Here is a 21,078-nt window from a genome sequence, read left to right as displayed (position 1 = left end):
AGCCTCAGCGGCTCGTCCTCCCAACACGCTCGGCGACGACGCGGCCGACCCTGCCCTGCGCCTACCCCCCACTGCGGCCTGAACAGATGGATGGGAGTCCTGAGCCCGCTCCCCCGGGGCGGAGGTGGAAGTCCCAGCGAAGGCCCCTCCCTGGGCGGGACTCCCCTGGGCGGGACCTCCCGGGGCCGAACTCCCCTGGCCGGAATCTCCCGAGACGGAACTCCCCTCGGAAGGACTCCCCTGGCCGGAACCTCCCGAGACGGAACTCCCCTCGGAAGGACTCCCCTGGCCGGAGTCTCCCTGGGCGGAATTCCCCTGGCCAGTACCTCCCTGGCCGGAACTTCCCTGCGCGGAACCTCCCTGGCCGGAACTTCCCTGCGCGGAATCTCCCTGGCCGGAACTTCCCTGCGCGGAATCTCCCTGGGCGGAACCTCCCTGGGCTGAACTCCCCTGGGTGGGGTCTTCGGGGGTGGGTGGGCGGTCCGAATGGTTGTCGCTCATCTGTCAGCCCCAGCAGTTCTGGGTGCCCCAGGTGGTGTCTTTGCTTTCCAGGCCTGGGAGGGGTTTGTCGGTGATGAGTTGGGCGCCGGTGTCCTGGAAGCCGGTGGGCTTTGTGCCGTCCTTGGCGAAGGTGACTACTGCGTCGACGCCTTGTTCGGCCATCTTCTTCGGGAACTGCATGACGGTGGCCAGGTACTTGCCGGCCTTCACGTCGGCCACGCCTTGGCAGCCGCCGTCGATCGAGCCGACGGCGACCTTGCCGGCCAGGCCCTTGGCGGTGAGGGCGGCTACGGCGCCTCGGGCTGCTGGCTCGTTCAGGGTGTAGACGGCGTTCACTGTGGCGTCGCGCTGGAGGAGGTTCTCCATGGCGGCCTGGGCTTTGTTCTGATCGCCGTTGGTCGGGGCGGCGCCGATGATCGCAGGGTCACCGTCCTTCAGGCCCATGCCCTGCAGGAACCCGCGGTGCCGCTGCTCGTCGACCGTGCCTCCCGGCGTACCGTCCATCATCAGCAGCCGCGGCGGGGTGGACCCGAGGGTCGCCTTGATGTACTTGCCTTCCAGCTCACCCGCGGTCACGTTGTTCGTCGCGTAGGTCGCGTCGACGGCGTCCTTCGGATCGGTCTCGGTGTCCAGGGCGATCACCAGAACGCCCTTCTCCTTGGCCTGTTTCAGCGCTCCGAGGATGCCGGTGGAGTTGCTCGGCGTGATCAGGATGCCCTTCACACCTTGCTGGACGAGGTTCTCGATCGCGGCGACCTGACCCTCGTTGTCGCCGTCGAACTTGCCGGCCACCGCGATCAGTTGCGCACCCGACTTCTCGGCGTGTGCCTTGGCCGACTCGCGCAGTTTCACGAAGTACGGGTTGGTGTCGGTCTTGGTGACGAGCCCGATCTTGACCGGGCCACTGCTCTCACCGCCGTCACCACTACCGGACTTGGTCTGCGTGCACGCCGCGGTGGCCAGCAGAGTGACGGACAGCAGTACGACGGGGACGGTTCTTCTCACGGGTCGGCCCTCCCGAGCGATGGGGTCGGTCTGAGACGCGAAGGTAGACCACCCCGAACACTGGTTGCCCGCTTTGCGCAAAGCCTTGCGCAACGGCACGTGGAGCGACGACGATACGACGGATGGTCACCATGACCGAGGTCGCCCGGACCGCCGGAGTGTCGGTCAGCACCGTCTCCCACGTCGTCAATGGGACCCGGCTGGTGGCGCCCGCGACCCGCGAGCGTGTCCAGCACGCGATGGACCTGCTCGGCTACAAGCACCAGCCGACCGCGCGCTCCCTCTCCGCAGGCACGAATCGCACCATCGGCCTGGCCATCACGGTCGCGACCAATCCGTACTGGGTCGAGCTCATCCAGGGGATCGACCGCGAGGCGACCCGGGCCGGACTGAACACGATCATCGTCGACACTCGTGACGACGCGCGGCACGAGTCGGTGGCGGTCGCGAATCTCCTGGCCCACCGCATCGAAGGCCTGATCATCGCGCCGGCCGACGGCTGGCGCGACCTGACCCTGCCGATGCTGCGCGACCACGCCCTGCCCTACGTCCTGGTCGACCGGATCACCCCGGAGCTGCGGGTCGATCAGGTCGGCGTCGAGAACGAGGCGGCCACCACCGCGATCATCGATCACCTGATCTCGCTCGGCCACACCCGGATCGGCATGCTCAGCGGGATCCCGGGCCTGTCGACCAGCGCCGAGCGTTTGCGCGGGTACCAACAGGCCCACCACCGCGCCGACCTGCCGGCGGATCCCGAACTGGTCCGGGTCGGCTCGTCGTCGAGTGACGGCGGCCGCCGAGCGACCTGGGAACTGCTGCAGCTCGAGGATCGTCCGACCGCCCTGTTCGCCGCGAACAACAGCATGACGATTGGTGCCCTGGCCGCGCTGAACGCCGCGAAGGTCGCCGTACCGAAGGACATGGCGCTCGCGGCCTTCGACGACTTCACCTGGGCCGATCTGTTCAGCCCGGGCCTGACCACCGTTGCGCAACCTTCCGCGGCGATCGGCGCCCGGGCTGTCCAGCTACTGCTGCGCCGGATGAACGATCCCGATGCGCCTCCGCAGACGATCCGGCTGCCTGCGGAGATCATGCATCGTCAGTCGTGCGGTTGCGTCAGCCGGTGAGTCCGGCCCGCCCGGTCTCCAGGTGCCCACTCAACCGCCGCCGGTACGTCGTGTCCTCGACGACCGTGACCTCGACGTCGTACCAGCCGTGGTCGGTCGGCCACTCCACCTCGCGCGTCTGCTTGCCGCGGAGCGTGACGGTGACCGTCTTGCTGCCGTAGCCACGCGCCTTCAGCTTCAGCGTGAGCGGCTTGCGAGACGTGTTGACCAGCGCCAGCTCGAGCTCACTCCCCCGCTGGCAGGTCCGCACATCCAGCCCGGCCGCGACTCCATCGGTCGACCCGGCCAGCTCCACCCAGAAGCGGTTCGGCCCCTGTACGGCGATCTCGTACGGACCCGCGACCGCGATCGCCTCCGCGTGGTCCCGGCGTACGTCGAGGTGCGCCGGCGCGGGCAGCTCACCGCCGTAGGGGTAGATCGCGAAGTGGGCGGACTCACGGCCCTCGTTGCTGAGGGCCACCTTCAGCTTGCCCTCGGCAACGAAGCCGGAAACCGCAGGCCGATAAGGCAATGGGCGGGCCGGACGCCGGCCGGTCTCCTGCTGCGGTACGGCCTGGTCGACCGGCGGGGTCGGCTTCCAGCGGGCGATCGGCGCCGGGATCGGGCCGGGTGCTTCGACGGTCGGCTGCCGGTAGGAGCGGTCGAAATCGAAGGCCGAGGTGAGGTCACCACACGCGGCCCGCCGCCACTTGCTGATGTTCGGCTCCTGGACGCCGGTCCAGCGCTCGAGGAACCGGATCACCGAGGTGTGGTCGAAGACTTGCGAGTTCACGTGACCGCCGACGGTCCACGGCGACACCACGGTCATCGGCACCCGCGGACCGAGCCCGATCGGCTGGCCGTTGTACCAGTCGTCGTCGTTCCCCGAGGCGGGGCGCGGCGCGACCGGCGGCGGCACGTGGTCGAAGTACCCGTCGTTCTCGTCGAAGTTGATGAACAGCGCGGTCTTCGACCAGGTCTCCGGATCGGAGGCGATCGCGTCCAGCAACTCGTAGACGAGGTTCGCGCTGGCCACCGGTGTGGACGAACCCGGATGCTCGGAATCGACCGCGGACGGCACCAGCCAGCTGACCCGCGGCAGCTTGCCCGCCTTGATGTCCGCCTTCACCCGCGGGATCAGCGACTCCGGCTCGGACCGGTACATCGCCTGGTGGAACAGCTTCTGGTCGGCCTTGGGCAGCTTGGCCACGGCTGCCGCCAACTGCTGCAACGCCGCGGTCTGCTCGGCCGGCGTCTTCTGGAAGAGCTTGTCGTAGAACTCCTCGGTGGTCCGGTAACCGCCCGGCACCGACGCCAGGATCCGGGTCCCGAGGTCCTTGAAGGTCCGGAAGTACTCGACCGCGTTGTCGGTGAAGTTGTCCCACTCCTGGTAGATCTTCCAGGAGACACCGGCCTGCTCGAGCCGCTCCGGGTACGCCGTCCAGTCGTAGCCCTTGTGGTTGTAGTCGTACGCCGAGTTCGTCACCGCGCGCTGGGTCGTCCCGGGCTCGTAGCCGGTGGTGCCGGACCACAGGTAGTTGCGGTTCGGGTTGGTGGAGCCGTTGACCGAGCAGTGGTAGGCATCGCAGATCGTGAAGGTCTCGGCGAGCTCGTACTGCAGGGGGATGTCGCGCCGGTCGTAGTGCGTCATCGTCGCGGCCGTCTTGGCCTGCACCCAGTTGTCGTTCCAGCCGTTGCCCCAGGCCTGGGTCGCGTCGGTGAAGCCGTGCGCGAGGGCGCCCAGGTACTGGATGTCGTCGGGGTTCCGCCCGGCTGCGGCGGCAGCGGCACGGATCGAGAACGGCAGCACCTCACCGCCCCCGGTCTTCGGCTGGTGGAAGACGCTCTGGCCGTTGCGCAGCCGCAGCGGCTGGCGATCGCCGTACCCGCGGACTCCGCGCAGTGTCCCGTAATAGTGGTCGAACGAACGGTTCTCCTGCATCAACACGATGACGTGCTCGATGGCCCGTAGTCCCCCACGCCGTGCCGGTTGCGCCATCGCGGTGTGCAGCGACGGCGGGAGCAGCGACAACGCTGCCCCGCCGGCCGCAGAGCCGAGAACAAGACGCCTGGAGATCCCGGTCATGAGGCCCCATTTCTGGACTGAGGAACGTAGGGAGCGCAGCGACTGGAGAGACGAGGGAAGAAATGGAACCAGGCCTCAGGACCCGCCACGCGGAGCGTGGCAATGTGCTCAGTCATGGTCCGGACCTTAGAAGTGCCTTGTAGCCACCGCAAGACGGGCAGATGAACAGCGTTAGCCGCGCCTGGCGACGGCTGCGTTCCGTAGTTCGGTGAGTACGGACTCGGTGGTTTCCCAGCCCATACAGGCATCCGTGACCGACTGCCCGTAGGTGAGCTCGCGGGTCGGGTCGAGATCCTGACGGCCTTCCTGCAGGAACGACTCCAGCATCACGCCGACGATCGCCCGGTTGCCGGCCGCGACCTGCGCCCCGATCTCGGCGGCGACGATCGGCTGGCGCCGGTGGTCCTTCCGGCTGTTGCCGTGGCTGGCGTCGATGACCACGCGCTCCGGGAGTCCCGCCGTACGGAGCAGATCGGTGGCAGCGGCTACGGAATCGGCGTCGTAGTTCGGGCCGGCGTCGGAACCACGCAGGACCAGGTGGCAGTCCGGGTTCCCGCGGGTGTGCAGGATGGCCGGCGCACCGTCGTGGTCGATACCGGTGAACACATGCGGTACGGCGGCCGCCTTGATCGCGTCGACCGCCGTACCGATGCTGCCGTCGGGGCGGTTCTTCATCCCGATCGGCATCGACAGTCCGGACGACAACTGCCGGTGCACCTGGCTCTCGACGGTCCGCGCACCGATGGCACCCCAGCCGACGGTGTCCGCGATGTACTGCGGCGTGATCGGGTCGAGGAACTCGCACCCGACCGGCAGACCCAGCTCGGTCACCTGCAGCAGGAGCTTCCGGGCGAGCCGCAGACCGCGGTTCACGTCACCGGAGCCGTCGAGGCCCGGGTCGTTGATCAGGCCCTTCCAGCCGAGCGTGGAACGCGGCTTCTCGAAGTACACCCGCATCACCACCAGCAGACCGTCGGAGAGCCGCTCGGCGACCGGGCGGAGGCGCTCGGCGTACTCGAGGGCCGCGTCGGCGTCGTGCACCGAGCACGGACCGACCACGACCAGCAGGCGGTCGTCGACCCCGTTCAGTACGTCGGTCACCGCCTGGCGGCCGTCGATGACCGTCTTCGCGAGGTCGTCGCTCAGCGGCAGCTCGTCGTGCAGCGCGAGCGGCGTGATCAACGGGACGGTCTTCTCGATCCGCCGGTCGACGACAGTCGCTCGCTCGGATCGCGGGAGGGTGTTCATGGTGGTGGGACCTTTCCGCCGGAGCACCGCGGAAGGTCGCAGTCAGCCGGCTGGGGAACAAGAAAAGGCAAGGACGGATGTCCTTGCCTTCGGGCCGGCTGTGGAGTACTGGGTGGGCGTCAGCGATCGGCTGAGTCGCCCGGCACCACGGCCGGCCACTCAAAAAATCGCCAATAGCAACGCTTCACGGAACCGAGAGTACCACCCGGGCACATCCGGTGGCATCCACTCCTCGGTCGTGGTTGTCTCACCGGGTGACCATCCGACCTGCCGTCGCGGCCGAGCTCCCCGGCCTCCAGGCCCTGGAGCTGGCTGCCGGCGAGCTGTTCCGCGGCATCGGCATGAACGACATCGCCGAACATCCGCCGCCGCCACTCGAGACCTTCGAGCACGCCCGCCAGGCAGGTCGGCTCTGGGTGATCACCGGCGCGGACGACCGGCCGGTCGGGTTCGTGCTGGTCGAGATCGTCGACGGGGCGGCCCACATCGAGCAGGTGAGCGTGCACCCGGAGCAGCAGGGGCGTGGGCTGGGTCGAGCACTGATCGACCACGTCGTGTCGTGGGCGGCCGCGCAGGGCTTGCCGACGTTGACGCTCAGCACCTTCCGGGAGGTGCCGTGGAATGCCCCGTACTACGCGAGGCTCGGGTTCGTCGAGCTGTCCCGGGCTGAGCTGACCAGCGGGTTGCTCGCGGTGCTGGCAGCCGAAACCGCCTTCGGGCTGGACCCGGCGACGCGCGTCTTCATGCGCCGACCGGCGGTCGGCCAGTAACCAACCTGGCCTCGGGCTCGTTGAGCGCTGCAACAACGGGTCGACATCTGAGGGGTGCTGGACAGTGAGGCCGCGGGTCTTCGAGCTGGTGCGGTACCGGGATCCGAGTGGGGTCTCCGGGACCGGTGTGGTGGCGGAGGGCTGCGAGTTCAGCGACGGGTCCGTGGCGTTGCGGTGGCGGGGTGCGAACCCGGCGACCGCGGTCTGGCCCGGGCTCGAGGCCGTGCTCGCCGTGCACGGCCACCAGGGCGCCACCGAGGTGCGCTGGATCGACACCCAAACCCCGACGACAAGCCCCCAACCGCCCGGAGGCATCGATCAACTCTTCGACGAGCTTCATCAGATCCGGCCACCGTCCGCTCCTCAGGGGTGGGCAGGGGCCCGACATCTTCGCTAGGCCGATGCCAGTCACGCAGATCTACCTGGTTCGGCACGGGGAGCCCGACTACGCACGGATCGACGGTCAAGGGCTGCGCGGAGCCGCGGCCGACTCGGCCCCGCTGACACCGGACGGGGTGCGGCAGGCCGAGGAGCTGGCCGACCTGCTCGGCGGGATCGGTGCGACGTACCTGGTCAGTTCGCCGTACACGCGGGCGCTCCAGTTCGCCGCGATCGTCGGTCACCGGCTGGCGCTCGGCGTACGGGTCGATCACGACCTGCGCGACTGGCTGCCGGATCACTCGGGCAGCTGGCGCGGCCACGCCGACGTACTGGCCGCCAAGGCCGAGTTCGAGGCGTACGGCGGTGAGTGGCCGGACGGCATCCGGCGGCCGTGGGAGCCGTTGTCCAAGGTGCGGGAGCGAGCGGAGACGGCGCTCGCCCGGCATGCGGCCGGCACGGACGGGCCGGTGCTCGCGGTCACCCATGCGACGGTGATCCGCGCGCTGACCGGAGAGACCGGGACTGCGCATGGGGCCCATGAGTACTACCGCTACGCTCCGGCGGTGTGACCGAAGTTGCTCAGCCTGGGCTGCCACGCGTGCTCGGCGTGGTGGCCCTCGGCGGGATCGTCGGCTCATTGGCCCGCTACGGGCTCGCAGCGGCGATTCCGCACGCCGAGGGTGGCTTTCCCTGGGCCACGTTCCTCACGAACGTGACGGGCTGTCTGGCCATCGGCGTGCTGTTCGCACGACTCACTCCGCGATCGCACCCACTGCTGCGGCCGTTCCTCGGGACCGGGATCCTCGGCGGCTTCACGACCTTCTCGACGTACGCGGTGGACACGGAGAAGTTGTTGCACGTGCAGACGCACGCGCATCTGGTGATTGCCTTCGTCTACTTCTTCGGCACGGTCGCCGCAGCGTTGCTGGCGGCAACTCTCGGCGAGTGGCTGGGCCGGCGGCGATGAACGTTCTGCTCGTCGCCCTGGGTGCCGCGATCGGCGCGCCACTGCGGTTCATTGTCGACAAACACTTTGTGGCAAGGCTTTTGCAGACCACTGGCCAACAGGTCCCGTTGCCCTGGGGCACCTTCACGGTCAACGTCGTCGGCAGTTTCGTCCTCGGCCTGATGACCGGTGTCACCGATCAGAACTGGACGCTGCTGATCGGCGTCGGGTTCTGCGGGGCCTTCACGACGTACAGCACCTTCGCGGCCGAGACGACCGCGCTCGCCAGTTCGGGGCATCGGGCAAAGGCTTTGCTGACAGTGCTGCTCAACCTCGGAATCGGCCTGCTGGCAGCCGTTTTCGGCGCATCCCTCGCAAAGTGATCCATGTCACAGTGGGTAAGGCGATGGTCACGCTCTCCGCGTGAAACAGCGTGATCACAGGCTGCAACGCCACGCGCCGATAACGAATGAACCGAAGTTCGGGACAACAAGGGTTGAACTCGGCCTGGGTTGAGCATAGTTTTCACCGAGCGCCCGTCCGCGCTCACGGTGAGTCATAGGAGGTTGCCATGTCGAGAGGGATGCCTCGCCTACCCCGCCCGCTCATGGATTTGTGGGACTGGCAGTCGCAGTCTGCGTGCCGCGACGTCAACCCGGAGCTGTTCTTCTCGCCCGAATCGGAGCGTGGCGTCCGTAAACGCGCCCGCGAGATGGTGGCGAAGTCACTCTGCGGCACCTGCCCGGTTCAGCCGGAGTGCCGCCAGCACGCCCTTGCGGTCGGAGAACCGTACGGCGTCTGGGGCGGAACCACAGAGTCCGAGCGCGACAACGTCTCCCTGGAGCACCGCAAGTCCGCCTGAGAAACCGCGCCCGCTCGCGATAGCGACTACGGGCGCGGTCTCACGCCTTACCGTCGTCGGTCCCGTCCGGCGGCGAGTCACCGGTCGGAGTCTCGTCGGCCGGTGTTTCCGGATCCTTGGCCCGCGGTGTGTCCTGCGGCTCGTCGGCCGGCGGCTTGATCGTCGTCCGGGGGTCCCGGTAGCGATCCAGTGACTTCAGGAAGTCCGGATCGTCATCGGGCGCCATCGATCGTCCGGCGGGCCGCGGCGGCCGCACCGGCCGCTCACGCCCGGCGCGCGCCACCCGCGACGCGAGCAGCCAGACGATCGGCCCGACGAACGGGACGAACACGATGATCAGGATCCACACCAGCTTGGGCAGGTGCGGGACCTCGTCGTCGGGCGTCTGGATGCAGGAGAACAGCGCGTACACGCTGAGGACCAGGCTGATCAGGAACGGCAGGAATCGGACCACATCCCCACAGTACGGCGCGCGGCCGAACACCGGCCGCGACGCGGGCCCCAGTTGCCGAGCCGTAACCCTGTCAGCGGACTGCGCTGGTCAGGCCGCGGGCCTTCAGAACCGAGTTCTCCAGCGGCCGGAAGACCAGCAGCTCGATGCCGACGCCGACCACGAAGATCAGCAGGATGCCGGCGAACACCATCGAGATGTCCGACAGCGACATCCCGTTGTGCAGGTACTGGCCGAGGCCCTCGCCCAGATCCGGTGAGGTCGCGATCAGCTCGGCGGCCATCAGCGAGCGCCAGGAGAACGCCCAGCCCTGCTTGAGCCCGCCGAGGAATCCGGGCAGCGCGGCCGGCAGCAGGATGTACCTGATCCCGCCCAGCCGGTCGGCGCCGAGTGCCTTGCCGACCCGCGGCAGGATCGGCGGCACCTGGTCCAGACCGGAGACCAGTCCGTTCGCGATCGAGGGCACGGCGCCGAGCAGCACGACCCAGTAGATCGCGCCGTCGGTCAGCCCGAACCACAGGATCGCGGCCGGCACCCACGCCACCGACGGCAGACTCTGCAGACCGGACACGAGCGGCCCGATCCCCCGCCGTACGACGCGGATGTTCGCGATCGCCAGGCCCAGCGGTACGGCGATCGCGAGCGAGATCGCGAACCCGATCACCGCCCGGTGCACCGAGACCCAGAACAGTCCGACGATCTCGCCGGTCGTCACCAGCTCCCAGATCTGGGCCCAGACCGCGGCCGGCGCCGGCAGCTTGAACTCGGGCCAGAACGCGGCCGCCCACAACACCTGCCAGACGAGCACCAGCAGGACGATGGCACCGATCGGCGGCAACGCCTTGGCTGCGATCCGGCGGGCCAGCGAGCCCTCGGACGCTGCGACCGGTGTGTCGAGGGCATCCAGCCCGGCCTCGACCGAGCCTTCCCTCACATCAAGCTGCGGCATGACTGCTGATCACCTTGCGCAGTTCGCTGTTGATCTCGTCGATCGCACCGGACTCGCTGGATCCGGTCAGCCCCTCGACATCCCATTCGCGCACGACCCGGCCGGGCCGCGACGACAGCAGGACGACGCGCTGACCGAGCCGCACCGCCTCCCGGACGTCGTGGGTGACGAACAGGATCGCCGTACCGGTGGCTCGCCAGATCCGCAGCAGCTCTCCTTGCAGGACATCGCGGGTGATCGCGTCGAGCGCGGAGAACGGCTCGTCCATCAGCAGCAGCGACGGCTTGCCCGCGCCCTCACCGGTGTTATCAGTGGTCGATGCGAGCGCGCGGGCCAACGCGACCCGCTGCCGCATCCCGCCGGACAGCTCGTGCGGACGCTTGTCGCCGAGCCCGGCCAGCCGGACCAGCTCAAGCAGCTCGGCCGCCTTCGCCCGCCGCTGCGTCTTCGGTACGCCGGCCATCCGCAACGGGAGCTCGACATTCCCGGCCGCGGTCAGCCACGGCATCAGCGCGGGCTCCTGGAACACGACCGCCGGCCGCGACGAGCTCAGCTCGATCCGGCCGCTGGTCGGCTGGTCCAGACCGGCAACCAGGTTCAGCAGGGTCGTCTTGCCGCAGCCGGACGCACCGAGCAGGCAGACGAACTCCCCGACCTTGACCTCCAGGTCGACACCGTCCAGCGCCACGACCTCCTTGCGGCCGGTCCCGAAGGCCTTTCCGACTTGGTGGAAACGCACCGGACGCACCACGTGCTCGCTCACCTGGCGGGGTACCTCGACTGTCGCGGTCATGGTCTGCTCCTCGATCGGTCGGGATTACTTGGTGTCGAGACCGGCGGCGTCGACCGTCGGCTTTCCTGCTGCGGTCAGTACGGCGTTCAGCGGGCCGAGGTCCGCGAACCCGGCGACCTTCGGGGCCTCCTTGACGATCCCGGCGCTGGCCTGGTCCTTAGCCAGCTGCGGGAAGGTCGCGGCCAGCGGATCGGCGGTGATCTCGATGTTGCCGAATGCGCGGTCGATCACGGCCGGCTTCAGCTCCTTGCCGGTCAGCGCCTTCAGCTGCTTGTTCACCGCGGTCTTCGCCGCGGCCTTGTCCTTGTTCGCGAAGTCGATCGACGCGATCAGACCGCTGAGCAGCGCCTTCACGGTCTCCGGGTGCTCCTGCAGGAACTGCGTCCGCACGATCAGCACCGTGGTCGGGAACTTGCCGTCGGGCCAGATGCTCTTCTCGTCGAGCAGCACCTTCGCGCCGGCGTCGAGGACGAGCCGCGACGACCACGGCTCGGGCAGCCAGGCGGCGTCGACCTTGCCCTCCTTGAACGAGTCCAGCGTCAGCGCGTTCTCGAGGTTGGTGACCGTGACCTTGCCGGTCAGCCCCTTGTCGGCCAGCCACTTCTTCAGCGACACGTCCTGCGTGTTGCCGAGCTGCGGGGTGACCACCCGCTTGCCGATCAGGTCCTCCGGCTTGGTGATCCCCGGCTTCACGACCAGCTGCGCCCCGCCGGACGTCGTACCGGCGATCAGGCGGACAGCCTCGCCGTTCGACTTCGCGTAGGCGTTGATGGCCGGGCCGGAGCCGATGAAGGTCGCGTCCAGCGAGCCACCGAGCAGTGCGCCGACCGCCTCCGGGCCGGCGTTGAACTTGGTCGGGACCAGCTTGGTGCTGCCGAGGTCCTTGCTGAACAGGTTCTGGTCGAGGCCGACCAGGGCGGCGGCGTGGGTGACGTTCGGGAAGTAGCCGAGCCGGAGCTCGGCGGCCGGACCCTTGCCGGTCGCGGCGGCCGGAGCCGGGTCACGCTCGACCCGGCTGCAGCCCGCCGCCACGACGGCAAGGGACAGTGCCACCACGAGGACGCGGGGACGGAGACCAGAGATACGCACGGAGAGACCTTCAAAGGGATGCGGGCGGCCGATGCGGCCGCGAGCGGGCGTGAGTCAGCGACGAACAGGGCTGAGGGCAACGCCGAAGGTCAACACGTTGCGGAGGCAACGCGGAGCAGGTCAACATGCCGACGGCGGGTGAGCGCGTCGGCTGGCCGGTTGGCGGTGACCTGCATGGCTCCATGAAACCGCACAAAGTCCATCGATCGCCTCGTATTTCACTATACGAGACAATAAATCGCGATGTGAGACAGATCAGCCCGGGAACGGCGGCGTCTTGGCTCCGTAGATCCAGCTCCGGACATAGGACGTCAGATCCTGACCCGAGACCTCGTTGACGACGTCGATGTAGTCCTGGGTCGAGGCCGCCTTGTTCCGGAACCGCTCGAAGAAGGTCTTCTCGATCTCCTGGAAGGTCTTCACCCCGAGCTTCTGCCGCAGCGCGTAGAGCGTGACCGCGCCGCCGGGGTTCGTCCCGAACAGGACGCCGTTCAGGTCTGTCACGCGTCCGGGCGGCCCGTACTTCGGACGCTCCTCGGACTCGAACTGCCACGCGTCCCGCATGAAGTCCACGAGCTTCGTCCGGCCCTTCGCGTCGTGGTACAGACCGGTGTAGTACGCCGCATGGCCCTCACTCAGCCACATGTCGTCCCAGGTCTTCACCGACACCGCATTCCCGAAGTACTGGTGGATCAGCTCGTGGATCATCGTCCCGTCGTTGCTGCCGGGCTGCCCGGTCAGGTAGTCCGCGTTGAACATCGACAGCGTCGCGCTCTCGAGGGCATACCCAGTCACACCCCCGACGCCGAGTACGCCGTACGTCTCGAACGGGTACGGCGCTCCGATCGCCTGCTCGACCCATTTCAGCTGCTCGGGGACGCGTGCGACCCACGGCCCAGCCGCCTTGGCCTTCGAGCTGTCGACGAAGCTGCGCAGCGGCAGCCCGTGCGGCCCCTCGCCCTTGGTCTCGGTCAGGTGCCCGACCGCGAGCTGTGCGACGTGCGTCGGGATGGGGTCCCGCGTTCCGAACACATAGGTCGTCCGGCCGGCCTTGGTGCGCTCCGATCGCAACGTCCCGTTCGCCACCGCTTGCAGGCCCTTCGGCACGCTCACCCGGAAGCTCACCCGGGCCTTGTCACTCGGGATGTCGTTCATCGGGAAGAACAGGTGGGACCGGTTCGGCTGGCCCATCAGTTCAAAGCCGCCGGCCCAGTCCGTCCAGTGGTCGAAGTTGTCCTGCTGCGGGAAGGCCGGTGACCTCGGCTCCAGCGAGCGGTCGGCGACGAAGGTGATCCGCACCCGGAACGGCAGCCCCTGCAGCAGCGGGATCCGCGGCGTGACGCTGAGCTTCTCCTTCTGGTTGTCCAGCCGGAACCCGGCAGAAAGTCCGTTAACGGTCACCGACTTCACTTGCAGCGCCACCGCGTCGAGGGTGAAGCTGGACAGGCTCTGCTCGGCCCGCGCCACGATGTCCACGGAAGCGGGCATCTGCGACTTGCCGGGGTAATAGTCGTAGGCGACCGCATACGACTGGACGTCGTACCCGCCATTGCCGAGGGTCGGCATCAGACGTTCACCGGCACTCGGCGCACCGGGAGTTATTGGGGTGAACAGCATCACCATGGATGTCGCCACAAGGCCAAACTTCCGGCCGATCTGCATGAGCACTCCTCCTCAGACTTGCTGATGGGTTGGCCAGCAGGTAATCAGGGAGGGCATATCGTCCCCGTTGACTTTTTGCTGAGGAGCCGCCGCCGATGCTCGCCGGGTCGTTGAAGACCGAGTACGCCGTTCGTCCGTTGGGGACCGATGTGGACCGGCCCAGGTTCAGCTGGATCGCCGCTGCTCCTGGCTACGGCGCCACCCAGACGGCGTACCAGGTGCGGGTGCGATCGGGGCAGTCGGAGGTCTGGGACTCCGGCAAGGTCGCCTCGGCCGCGAGCTTCGGCGTCGAGTACGACGGGCCTGCGCTCACCCCGCGGACGCGGTACCACTGGTCGGTCCGGGTGTGGGACGGCTCTGACCGTGCTTCCGGGTGGGCTGCGGAGGAGTGGTTCGAGACCGGTCTGCTCGGTGAGGGGTTCGGCGAGGCGCAGTGGATCGGTGGTGAAACCGAGAGCGCTCCCCTGCTTCGGCGGGCGTTCGGCATCGACGGGACAGTCCGGCGTGCGCGGTTGTATGCGAGCGGCCTCGGGTACGCCGAGCTGCGGATCAACGGTCAGGCGGTGAGCGACGCCGTACTGGATCCGGGGTTCACCGATTACGGCCGCACGGTTCTCTACGTGACACACGATGTGACCGAGCTGCTGCAGTCCGGTTTCAATGTGGTCGGCGCCGAGCTGGGTCGCGGCTTCTTCGGTATGAACACGCCCAATGTGTGGCGCTGGCACCAGGCGCCGTGGACCGCTGAACCACAACTGATCGCGCGTCTGGTGATCGAGTACGACGACGGCCGGGTCGCCGAGGTGGTCAGCGATCCGTCGTGGCGGATCACTGGCGGGCCGACGATTTCGGACTCCCTCTACACCGGCGAGACGTACGACGCCCGCCGCGCACTGCCGGGCTGGGACACCGCCGGCTTCGACGACTCCGCATGGTCTTTGGCGTCCGCCGTCGATCCACCGGGCGGTCGGCTGCGGGCGCAGGAGCACGAGCCGATCCGGGTCATCGAGACGCTCGATCCGATCGAGCTCGACGAGGTTCGGCCTGGCGTCTGGATCGCCGACTTCGGCCGGACCACGGCCGGGTGGGCGCGGTTGCGGGTGAGCGCGCCGGCCGGTACCACGATCAGCCTGACGTACGGCGAGACGGTTGCCGACGGCAACGTGGTTGCGGTGAACGGGCACGTCGAGGGAGACCGGATCCAGCGGGACGAGTACATCGCGGCCGGATCGGGTGTCGAGGAGTGGGAACCGCGCTTCTCCTACAAGGGCTTCCGGTATGTCCAGATCACCGGGGCGCGGGCCGAAGTGCAGTTGCGGGTCGTGCATTCCGACGTCCGGTCGGTGACCGGGTTCGAAGCGAGCGAACCGGCGTACGAGCAGTTCGAGCAGGCGATGCGGCGGACGGTGCTGAGCAATCTGCACGGCATCCCGACGGACACGCCGTTCTACGAGAAGAACGGCTGGACCGGGGATGCACAGGTCGGTGCGCCGACGATGCTGGCCACGCTGGATCTCGCGCGGTTCTTCACCAAGTGGCTCGGCGACATCCGCGACAGTCAGGCGGAATCCGGGCAGCTGCCGGTGATCATCCCGACCAATGGCTGGGGCTTCACCGAGCTCGCCCCGGCCACCGAATGGCCGACCGTCTATCCGATCCTGCTGCACGAAATGCATCGCGCGTACGGCGACGAGCGGCTGCTGCGCGAGCACTGGGACTCGCTCACCCGCTACCTCGCTTGGGAACTCGGCCGGGTCGAAGACGGCCTCTCCGTCAGCGTGCTCGGCGACTGGCTGCCACCCGGCTACAGCGACGGCCCGGCCCCGGAGGACCGCCGCCTGACCGGTACGGCGTACCTGTATCGCGCGGTGCTCGCGGCTGCGGAGATCGGGGACCTGCTGGGCAAGTCACATGACTACCGGAAGGCGGCTGCCGAGCTGGCAGACGGTCTGAACCGCACCTTCCTGGACCGGGATCTGGCCGTTTACCGGAGCACCGACGATCCGGACTATCGGCAGACGTCGAACGCCGTACCGCTTGCCTTCGGCATCGTTCCCGAGGAACTGGCTGAGCGGGTCGCGGCGAACCTGGCGGCGGATGTCCAGGCGCGCGGGTTCCATCTGAACACGGGATGCCTCGGGGTCGGCGTGCTGCTGCCGGTGCTCACGGCGTACGGATATGGCGACACGGCAACCAAAGTGGCGCTGCAGCGGAGTTATCCCAGCTGGGGCTACTGGTTCGACCTCGGCGCGGACACGATGTGGGAGATGTGGGAGGCCGACTCGCGTTCCCGCAACCACTACTTCCAGGGCACGGTCGTGCAGTGGATCCTCGAGAACGTCGCCGGTCTGCGGAACGCCGGCGCCGGCTGGGAGCGGATCGTGGTCCGGCCCGATGCGCGCGGCGAAACCGCGTCGGCGAGCATCCGGACCGCCACGATTCGCGGGCAGGTGGCCGTGATGTGGAAGCGGATCAGCCGAGTGTTCGCGCTGGAGGTGCACGTGCCGGTCGGGGTGACGGCAGTCGTCCACGTGCCATCCGAGTCGGCGTCGGACGTTGCCGCCGTACCGCAGTCGCTGGCGGGTGAGGCGACGTACGAGGACGGCTACACGATCTACACAGTTGGCGCCGGGATCTGGAACTTCACGAGCCGGACCGCTTGACGTAGATCAGGTCGCGAACCTCGCGCCCTTCCGCCTGGGCCCGGGACTCGAACTTGGTGACCGGTCGCCATTCGGGGCGCGGGGCCCAGCCGTCGTACTGGTTGCGCAGCGTCGGCTCGGCGTCGCAGACCGCCAGCATCTGGTCGGCGTAATGCGCCCAGTCGGTTGCCAAGTGCAACGTTCCACCGGGTCGCAACCGCGAGGCGACGAGCGCGATGAAGGCCGGCGCGACCAGCCGCCGCTTGTGGTGCTTCTTCTTCGGCCACGGATCCGGGAAATAGATCCGTACGCCGTCCAGCCCCGCGGGCGCGACATGATCGGTCAGGAACGCGATCGCGTCACCCTGCAGCAGCCGCAGGTTCTCCAGGTCGTACTTCTCGGCCAGCATCATCAACTGCCCGAGCCCGGCCGTGTACACCTCGGCCGCGATGTGGTTGACCTCCGGCGCCGCCACCGCGAGCTGCGCGGTCCCCTCGCCCATCCCGGAGCCGATTTCCAGCACGGTCGGCGCCTCGCGCCCGAACCACCGCACCAGATCCGTCGGCCCGGCCGGCAGATCCTCCAGCTTCGACCCCAGCTCGGACCAGTGCTCGTCCCACGCCCGGCGCTGCCCGGCCGTCATCCGAACCCCACGCTGCGTAGTGCTCAGCACACCCCGCCGCTTCTTCCGATCCGTCGTCTCCACCAGCCCAATCCTAAAGACCCCGACCCGAAGCCCACCCCCCGGCTCCACGAGCCCCCCAAGGCCGCCCGCTCCCGCCCCCATCCGCCGCGCCCCACCCCGCCACCCCAGCCCGCCCCGCCCGACAACACGAGCTGATATCCGGCCTTCTGCTCGACGTCGTACAGCATGCCCCAGCCGACGTTGGGGTTAGTCGTCCCAGAAGAGGTGGGCGACGGTGTTGTGGGCTCGGCGGGTGATGCGGAGGTAGTCGTCGGAGAAGCGGCTGGATTCGCCGGGTGGGTAGCCGCAGATCTGGGCTACGGCGGCCAGGTCTCGGGGATCGGTGGGGAGGGAGTCGCCGGGGCGGGCGCGGACGAGCATGATCGCGTTGCGGATCCGGGACGCGAACTCCCAGGCGGTCTCGAGGGTCTCGGCCTCGGTGGCGTCGACCAGGCCGGCTTCGACGCCGGCTCGCAGCGCTGCGAGGGTGCGGGTGGTGCGCAGGCCGGGGAGGCGGTGCGCTTCACGGAGCTGGAGCAGTTGGACGGTCCACTCGATATCGGCTAGTCCACCGCGACCGAGCTTGGTGTGGGTACTGCGGTTCGCTCCCCTGGGCAGGCGCTCCGCGTCCACGCGGGCCTTGATCCGGCGGATCTCCATCACGTCGCGCTCACCGACACCGTGAGCCGGGTAGCGCAGCGGGTCGATCAGCGCGCGGAACGCCGTACAGAGGTCAGGGTCGCCGCACAAAGGATCCGCGCGCAGCAGGGCTTGAGCTTCCCAGACTGCCGACCAGCGTGCGTAGTACGACGCGTACGACGCCAGCGTCCGCACAAGTGGTCCCTGGCGACCCTCCGGGCGCAGGTCCGCATCGATCGCGACCGCCGGATCAGCACCCGGCAACGAGAGCAGGCGGCGAAGCTCAGTCGCGGCCTGGGTGGCGAAGTCCGTGGCCGCCTTCTCGTCCGCACCAGGCACTGGGTCGTGGACGAACATCACGTCGGCGTCGCTGCCATACCCGAGCTCGTGTCCACCGAAGCGACCCATCGCCACGATCGCCATCCGCGTCGGCTCCGGCGCCCCCTTGGCGACCGCCTTCCGGGCAACCTCGAGCGCCGTCGTGAGCGTGCCGATCGAGATCCCGGTCAGCGCGTTGCCGACCGCCTCGACATCGAGCAGACCCGACAGATCCGCAGCCGCAACCCGGAACAGCTCCCGCCGACGCACAGCACGAATCGCCGCCACCGCGGCTTCCGGCTGATCCTGCCGACCGGCAGCAGCCGACATCTCGGTCCGCAAACCCTCGGGCGTCCGCGGGACGAGCTCACGTTCATCGGCGAGCATCGCGGTCGCTTCCGGGGCACGCTGCAGGAGATCGACGGCGTACCGGCCGCTGGCCAGCAAGTGCGCGAGCCGCTCCGCGGACGCACCTTCGTCGCGGAGCTGACGCAAGTACCACGGGGTCGATCCAAGGCTGTCCGAGATGGTCCGGAACGCGAGCAGACCCGCATCAGGGTCGGGCGACTCGGCAAACCAGCCAAGCATCGCGGGCAGCAACGCCTTCTGGATCGACGACCGCCGCGACACCCCTTCGGACAACGCCTCGATATGCCGTAGCGCCGAGACCGGATCGGCGTACCCGAGCGCGGTCAACCGCTGCCGCGCTGCCTGCGGCGTGAGCCTGACCTCGACTCCAGGAATCCGCGCCACCGCCGCGAGCAACGGCCGGTAGAAGAGCTTCTCGTGCAAGCGCCGGACCTCGAGCGCATGTTTCTTCCACGCCGCAGTCAGGTCGGCCACCGGGTTCTTCGTGAAGCCGAGCGAGCGACCGAGCCGCCGCAGGTCGGCGTCGTCCTCAGGCACCTGATGCGTACGCCGCAACCGGTAGAGCTGAATGCGGTGTTCCATCGACCGCAGGAACCGGTAGGCATCAGCCAGTACGGCGCCATCCGTACGACCGACGTACCCGCTCGTGGTGAGCGACTCCAGCGCGATCAACGTCGTACCGCTGCGGACCGCCTCATCGCTGCGCCCATGCACAAGCTGCAGGAGCTGTACGGCGAATTCCACGTCACGCAGACCGCCCGGCCCGAGCTTGAGCTGGCGATCGACATCGGCGGCCGGGATGTGGTCGATCACCCGGCGTCGCATCGCCTGGACGTCGCTGACGAATCCTTCGCGGTCCGCCGCCGACCAGACCAGCTTGCCGATCCGTTCGCCGTACTCGCGGCCGAGGTCGGCGTCACCGGCGACCGGCCGTGCCTTGAGCAGGGCCTGGAATTCCCAGGTCTTCGCCCAGCGCTGGTAGTAGGCCAGGTGACTCTCGAGCGTGCGGACGAGCGGGCCGGACTTGCCTTCCGGCCGCAGCGCCGCGTCGACGGGCCAGAGCGTGCCCTCGCCGGTGTGGTCGGAGCAGATCCGCATCGCGGCCGCGGCCAGCTGGGACGCGGTCTTCAGGGCCGGCGCCTCGGCTTCACCGTCTAGCGGCTCTGCGACGAACAGGACGTCGACATCACTGACATAGTTGAGTTCCCGGCCACCACACTTGCCCATGGCAATGACTGCGAGTCGACAATCGGCAGCCTCGGGATGAAGGGCGAAGTAGTTGTTACGCGCGATCCGCAGCGCGGTCTCCAGCGCTCCCCCGGCGAGATCAGCCAGTACGGCGGCCACCTCGTCGACCAACAATCCCTCGGCCAGGTCGCGGGCGGCGAGCCGCAGCAGCAGCCGGCGGTATTCGACCCGGAGCGCATCGATCGGCTTGTCCGCGTCGACGGCGGACGCGAGCTTCGCGGCGACATCCTCGATCGAGGGGCGCGAGCCGGTCAGCGTGGGATCGGCGAGGTCGTACCAATGCCGCGGGTGGACGCTGAGGTGCCGCCCGAACGCCTCACTCGCGCCGAGCACGAAGATCAGCCGTCTGCGGAAGTCGCCGTCCATCTCGAGTGTGCGAGCGAACCCGGCGACGTCGTACTGGTTGCGGTCGAGCGCCTCCACCATGCTGAGCAGACTGTGCAGCGCCAGATCCGGATCGGCCGACTCCGACAGCGTGGTGATCAGCTGGTCGGTGGCGATCGGATGCAGCGCTTCCAGCTGCTGCAGCAGCTGCGCGGCCCGCTGCGGATCCCCGAACCCCAGCCGAGCCAGTCGCCCTTCGCCAGTCCCTCGTTGCGCATCCGCCACGACCGTCAGGCTACCTAGTTCAGTGCGCGCCGTTGCACCGCCGTCGGCCACGTCGCGTGACAGAATTTCGGCGAGCGCGCGAGCGGGTTGCGGCGAGATCTACAGGGGGTTGCAGTCAATACACGGAGTTGCCTGGCGTATTCGGGCTGTAGTCGGCATGATGAGTCTTCATGGTCATGATGACGGGGTCGCTCGCTGTTCGGGGCATGGTGGTCTGGTTGACGCCCCAGCAGGGTGGGCGAGTATCCGGGCCGCCCGAACCGGACTACGACTACGACTACACGGGCACAGCCTTTCTCCCACCGCGGACCGCCGAGGACGGGCAGGCGGGCGTCTGCCTGCGACGCTTCGCGCCCGGTGCCTGGCGGACGCCGGTCGAGGGGATTCTCGTTCCTGGACAGGGGAATCGGGCCCAGCAGGTGATCCCCGGCTGTCTGGTGGTGATCACCGAAGGGGTCCGGCCGGTCGCGTTCCTCACGGTCGAGGAGGTGCATGCGCTGGCCGACGACAGTACGCCGGTGATCCCGCCTCAACCGGTGATCGAGCCGGCGCCCGTCGTACCGGCTGATCCGATCGAGGCGCCGTACCGGCACTCGACGGCGACCGCGCGTTTCACCTCGACCCACTCGTCGGACGACGTCCCGGCCGAACCTCTCACGGCCGAGCCCAACCCGGACGAGCTGCTCAAGGCCGCCAACTCGCTCTGAACACACTCT

The 21,078-nt window shown here is 68.5% G+C and carries 21 protein-coding genes; 10 read left to right on the top strand and 11 right to left on the bottom strand.

What is annotated here, in order from left to right; translation table 11 throughout:
- Positions 1 to 90 precede the first annotated feature (90 nt).
- The gene (locus tag ACFCV3_RS31415; RefSeq protein WP_376035987.1) at positions 91 to 444 is read left to right on the top strand and encodes a pentapeptide repeat-containing protein; all 354 of its coding nucleotides are present in this window, start codon (positions 91 to 93) and stop codon (positions 442 to 444) included.
- A 60-nt stretch (positions 445 to 504) separates the two neighbouring features.
- Here ACFCV3_RS31415 and ACFCV3_RS31410 read toward each other — a convergent pair whose 3' ends face one another.
- Entirely contained in the window at positions 505 to 1,506 is a 1,002-nt protein-coding gene (locus ACFCV3_RS31410) for a substrate-binding domain-containing protein (protein WP_376035984.1), read from the bottom strand.
- Positions 1,507 to 1,628: 122 nt separating this feature from the next.
- Between ACFCV3_RS31410 and ACFCV3_RS31405 the strand changes: the two genes are divergently transcribed.
- A complete protein-coding gene (locus tag ACFCV3_RS31405; RefSeq protein WP_376035981.1) occupies positions 1,629 to 2,636 on the top strand; it encodes a LacI family DNA-binding transcriptional regulator in 1,008 nt (335 codons plus the stop codon).
- On the opposite strand, the gene ACFCV3_RS31400 is transcribed toward ACFCV3_RS31405, so the two are convergent.
- Positions 2,626 to 4,701 (bottom strand): phosphocholine-specific phospholipase C, encoded by a 2,076-nt coding sequence (locus ACFCV3_RS31400; RefSeq protein ID WP_376035979.1) that lies wholly within the window; start codon positions 4,699 to 4,701, stop codon positions 2,626 to 2,628. The genes ACFCV3_RS31405 and ACFCV3_RS31400 overlap by 11 nt on opposite strands.
- Before the next feature lie 171 nt (positions 4,702 to 4,872).
- Entirely contained in the window at positions 4,873 to 5,949 is a 1,077-nt protein-coding gene (locus tag ACFCV3_RS31395) for a 3-deoxy-7-phosphoheptulonate synthase (RefSeq protein WP_376035976.1), read from the bottom strand.
- A 254-nt stretch (positions 5,950 to 6,203) separates the two neighbouring features.
- Between ACFCV3_RS31395 and ACFCV3_RS31390 the strand changes: the two genes are divergently transcribed.
- The 6 genes from ACFCV3_RS31390 to ACFCV3_RS31365 all read left to right on the top strand — a co-directional run bounded on the left by ACFCV3_RS31390 (position 6,204) and on the right by ACFCV3_RS31365 (position 8,908).
- Positions 6,204 to 6,719, top strand: coding sequence for a GNAT family N-acetyltransferase (locus ACFCV3_RS31390; protein ID WP_376035973.1), 516 nt, complete (start codon positions 6,204 to 6,206; stop codon positions 6,717 to 6,719).
- A 64-nt stretch (positions 6,720 to 6,783) separates the two neighbouring features.
- Positions 6,784 to 7,116 carry a hypothetical protein gene (locus ACFCV3_RS31385; protein WP_376035971.1) on the top strand — a complete coding sequence of 111 codons (333 nt, stop codon included), beginning with the start codon at positions 6,784 to 6,786 and terminating at the stop codon, positions 7,114 to 7,116.
- Between the two features lie 4 nt (positions 7,117 to 7,120).
- Entirely contained in the window at positions 7,121 to 7,669 is a 549-nt protein-coding gene (locus tag ACFCV3_RS31380; RefSeq protein ID WP_376035969.1) for a histidine phosphatase family protein, read from the top strand.
- Entirely contained in the window at positions 7,666 to 8,067 is a 402-nt protein-coding gene (locus ACFCV3_RS31375) for a fluoride efflux transporter FluC (protein ID WP_376035967.1), read from the top strand. Before ACFCV3_RS31380 ends, ACFCV3_RS31375 begins: the two co-directional genes overlap by 4 nt.
- On the top strand, positions 8,046 to 8,429 hold the full coding sequence (crcB, locus tag ACFCV3_RS31370; RefSeq protein ID WP_376035965.1) for a fluoride efflux transporter CrcB: 384 nt from the start codon (positions 8,046 to 8,048) through the stop codon (positions 8,427 to 8,429). The genes ACFCV3_RS31375 and crcB overlap by 22 nt, the downstream gene beginning before the upstream one ends.
- A 224-nt stretch (positions 8,430 to 8,653) precedes the next feature.
- Positions 8,654 to 8,908 carry a WhiB family transcriptional regulator gene (locus ACFCV3_RS31365; protein ID WP_376035963.1) on the top strand — a complete coding sequence of 85 codons (255 nt, stop codon included), beginning with the start codon at positions 8,654 to 8,656 and terminating at the stop codon, positions 8,906 to 8,908.
- A 40-nt stretch (positions 8,909 to 8,948) separates the two neighbouring features.
- Here the strand turns inward: ACFCV3_RS31365 and ACFCV3_RS31360 are convergent, their stop codons facing one another.
- The 6 genes from ACFCV3_RS31360 to ACFCV3_RS31335 form a co-directional block, all read right to left on the bottom strand.
- Complete coding sequence (locus tag ACFCV3_RS31360) at positions 8,949 to 9,362, bottom strand: PLD nuclease N-terminal domain-containing protein (protein ID WP_376035961.1); 414 nt, start codon at positions 9,360 to 9,362, stop codon at positions 8,949 to 8,951.
- Positions 9,363 to 9,432: 70 nt separating this feature from the next.
- Positions 9,433 to 10,308: an ABC transporter permease gene (locus ACFCV3_RS31355; RefSeq protein ID WP_376035959.1), complete on the bottom strand. Its 876-nt coding sequence runs from the start codon at positions 10,306 to 10,308 to the stop codon at positions 9,433 to 9,435.
- Positions 10,295 to 11,101: an ABC transporter ATP-binding protein gene (locus ACFCV3_RS31350; RefSeq protein WP_376035957.1), complete on the bottom strand. Its 807-nt coding sequence runs from the start codon at positions 11,099 to 11,101 to the stop codon at positions 10,295 to 10,297. Before ACFCV3_RS31350 ends, ACFCV3_RS31355 begins: the two co-directional genes overlap by 14 nt.
- 24 nt (positions 11,102 to 11,125) lie before the next feature.
- Positions 11,126 to 12,190 (bottom strand): ABC transporter substrate-binding protein, encoded by a 1,065-nt coding sequence (locus ACFCV3_RS31345; RefSeq protein ID WP_376035956.1) that lies wholly within the window; start codon positions 12,188 to 12,190, stop codon positions 11,126 to 11,128.
- Positions 12,191 to 12,279: 89 nt separating this feature from the next.
- Positions 12,280 to 12,366 (bottom strand): putative leader peptide, encoded by an 87-nt coding sequence (locus tag ACFCV3_RS31340; RefSeq protein WP_363818422.1) that lies wholly within the window; start codon positions 12,364 to 12,366, stop codon positions 12,280 to 12,282.
- Between the two features lie 79 nt (positions 12,367 to 12,445).
- Positions 12,446 to 13,825 (bottom strand): M1 family metallopeptidase, encoded by a 1,380-nt coding sequence (locus tag ACFCV3_RS31335; protein ID WP_376035954.1) that lies wholly within the window; start codon positions 13,823 to 13,825, stop codon positions 12,446 to 12,448.
- Between the two features lie 122 nt (positions 13,826 to 13,947).
- Between ACFCV3_RS31335 and ACFCV3_RS31330 the strand changes: the two genes are divergently transcribed.
- Positions 13,948 to 16,515: a family 78 glycoside hydrolase catalytic domain gene (locus ACFCV3_RS31330; protein ID WP_376035952.1), complete on the top strand. Its 2,568-nt coding sequence runs from the start codon at positions 13,948 to 13,950 to the stop codon at positions 16,513 to 16,515.
- Here the strand turns inward: ACFCV3_RS31330 and trmB are convergent.
- Both trmB and ACFCV3_RS31320 read right to left on the bottom strand, forming a co-directional pair.
- Complete coding sequence (gene trmB, locus ACFCV3_RS31325; RefSeq protein ID WP_376035950.1) at positions 16,496 to 17,200, bottom strand: tRNA (guanosine(46)-N7)-methyltransferase TrmB; 705 nt, start codon at positions 17,198 to 17,200, stop codon at positions 16,496 to 16,498. The two genes, ACFCV3_RS31330 and trmB, sit on opposite strands and share 20 nt — an antisense overlap.
- Before the next feature lie 186 nt (positions 17,201 to 17,386).
- Positions 17,387 to 20,362, bottom strand: a complete 2,976-nt coding sequence (locus ACFCV3_RS31320) for a bifunctional [glutamine synthetase] adenylyltransferase/[glutamine synthetase]-adenylyl-L-tyrosine phosphorylase (RefSeq protein WP_376035948.1) — start codon at positions 20,360 to 20,362, stop codon at positions 17,387 to 17,389.
- A gap of 170 nt (positions 20,363 to 20,532) precedes the next feature.
- On the opposite strand from ACFCV3_RS31320, the gene ACFCV3_RS31315 reads away from it, so the two are divergent.
- Positions 20,533 to 21,069, top strand: a complete 537-nt coding sequence (locus ACFCV3_RS31315; protein WP_376035946.1) for a hypothetical protein — start codon at positions 20,533 to 20,535, stop codon at positions 21,067 to 21,069.
- Positions 21,070 to 21,078 lie beyond the last annotated feature (9 nt).

Source organism: Kribbella sp. NPDC056345, assembly GCF_042262745.1.
Taxonomy (GTDB): Bacteria; Actinomycetota; Actinomycetes; order Propionibacteriales; family Kribbellaceae; genus Kribbella.
Note: the sequence above shows the minus strand (reverse complement) of the source record. Positions and strands in the feature narration are given on the sequence as shown.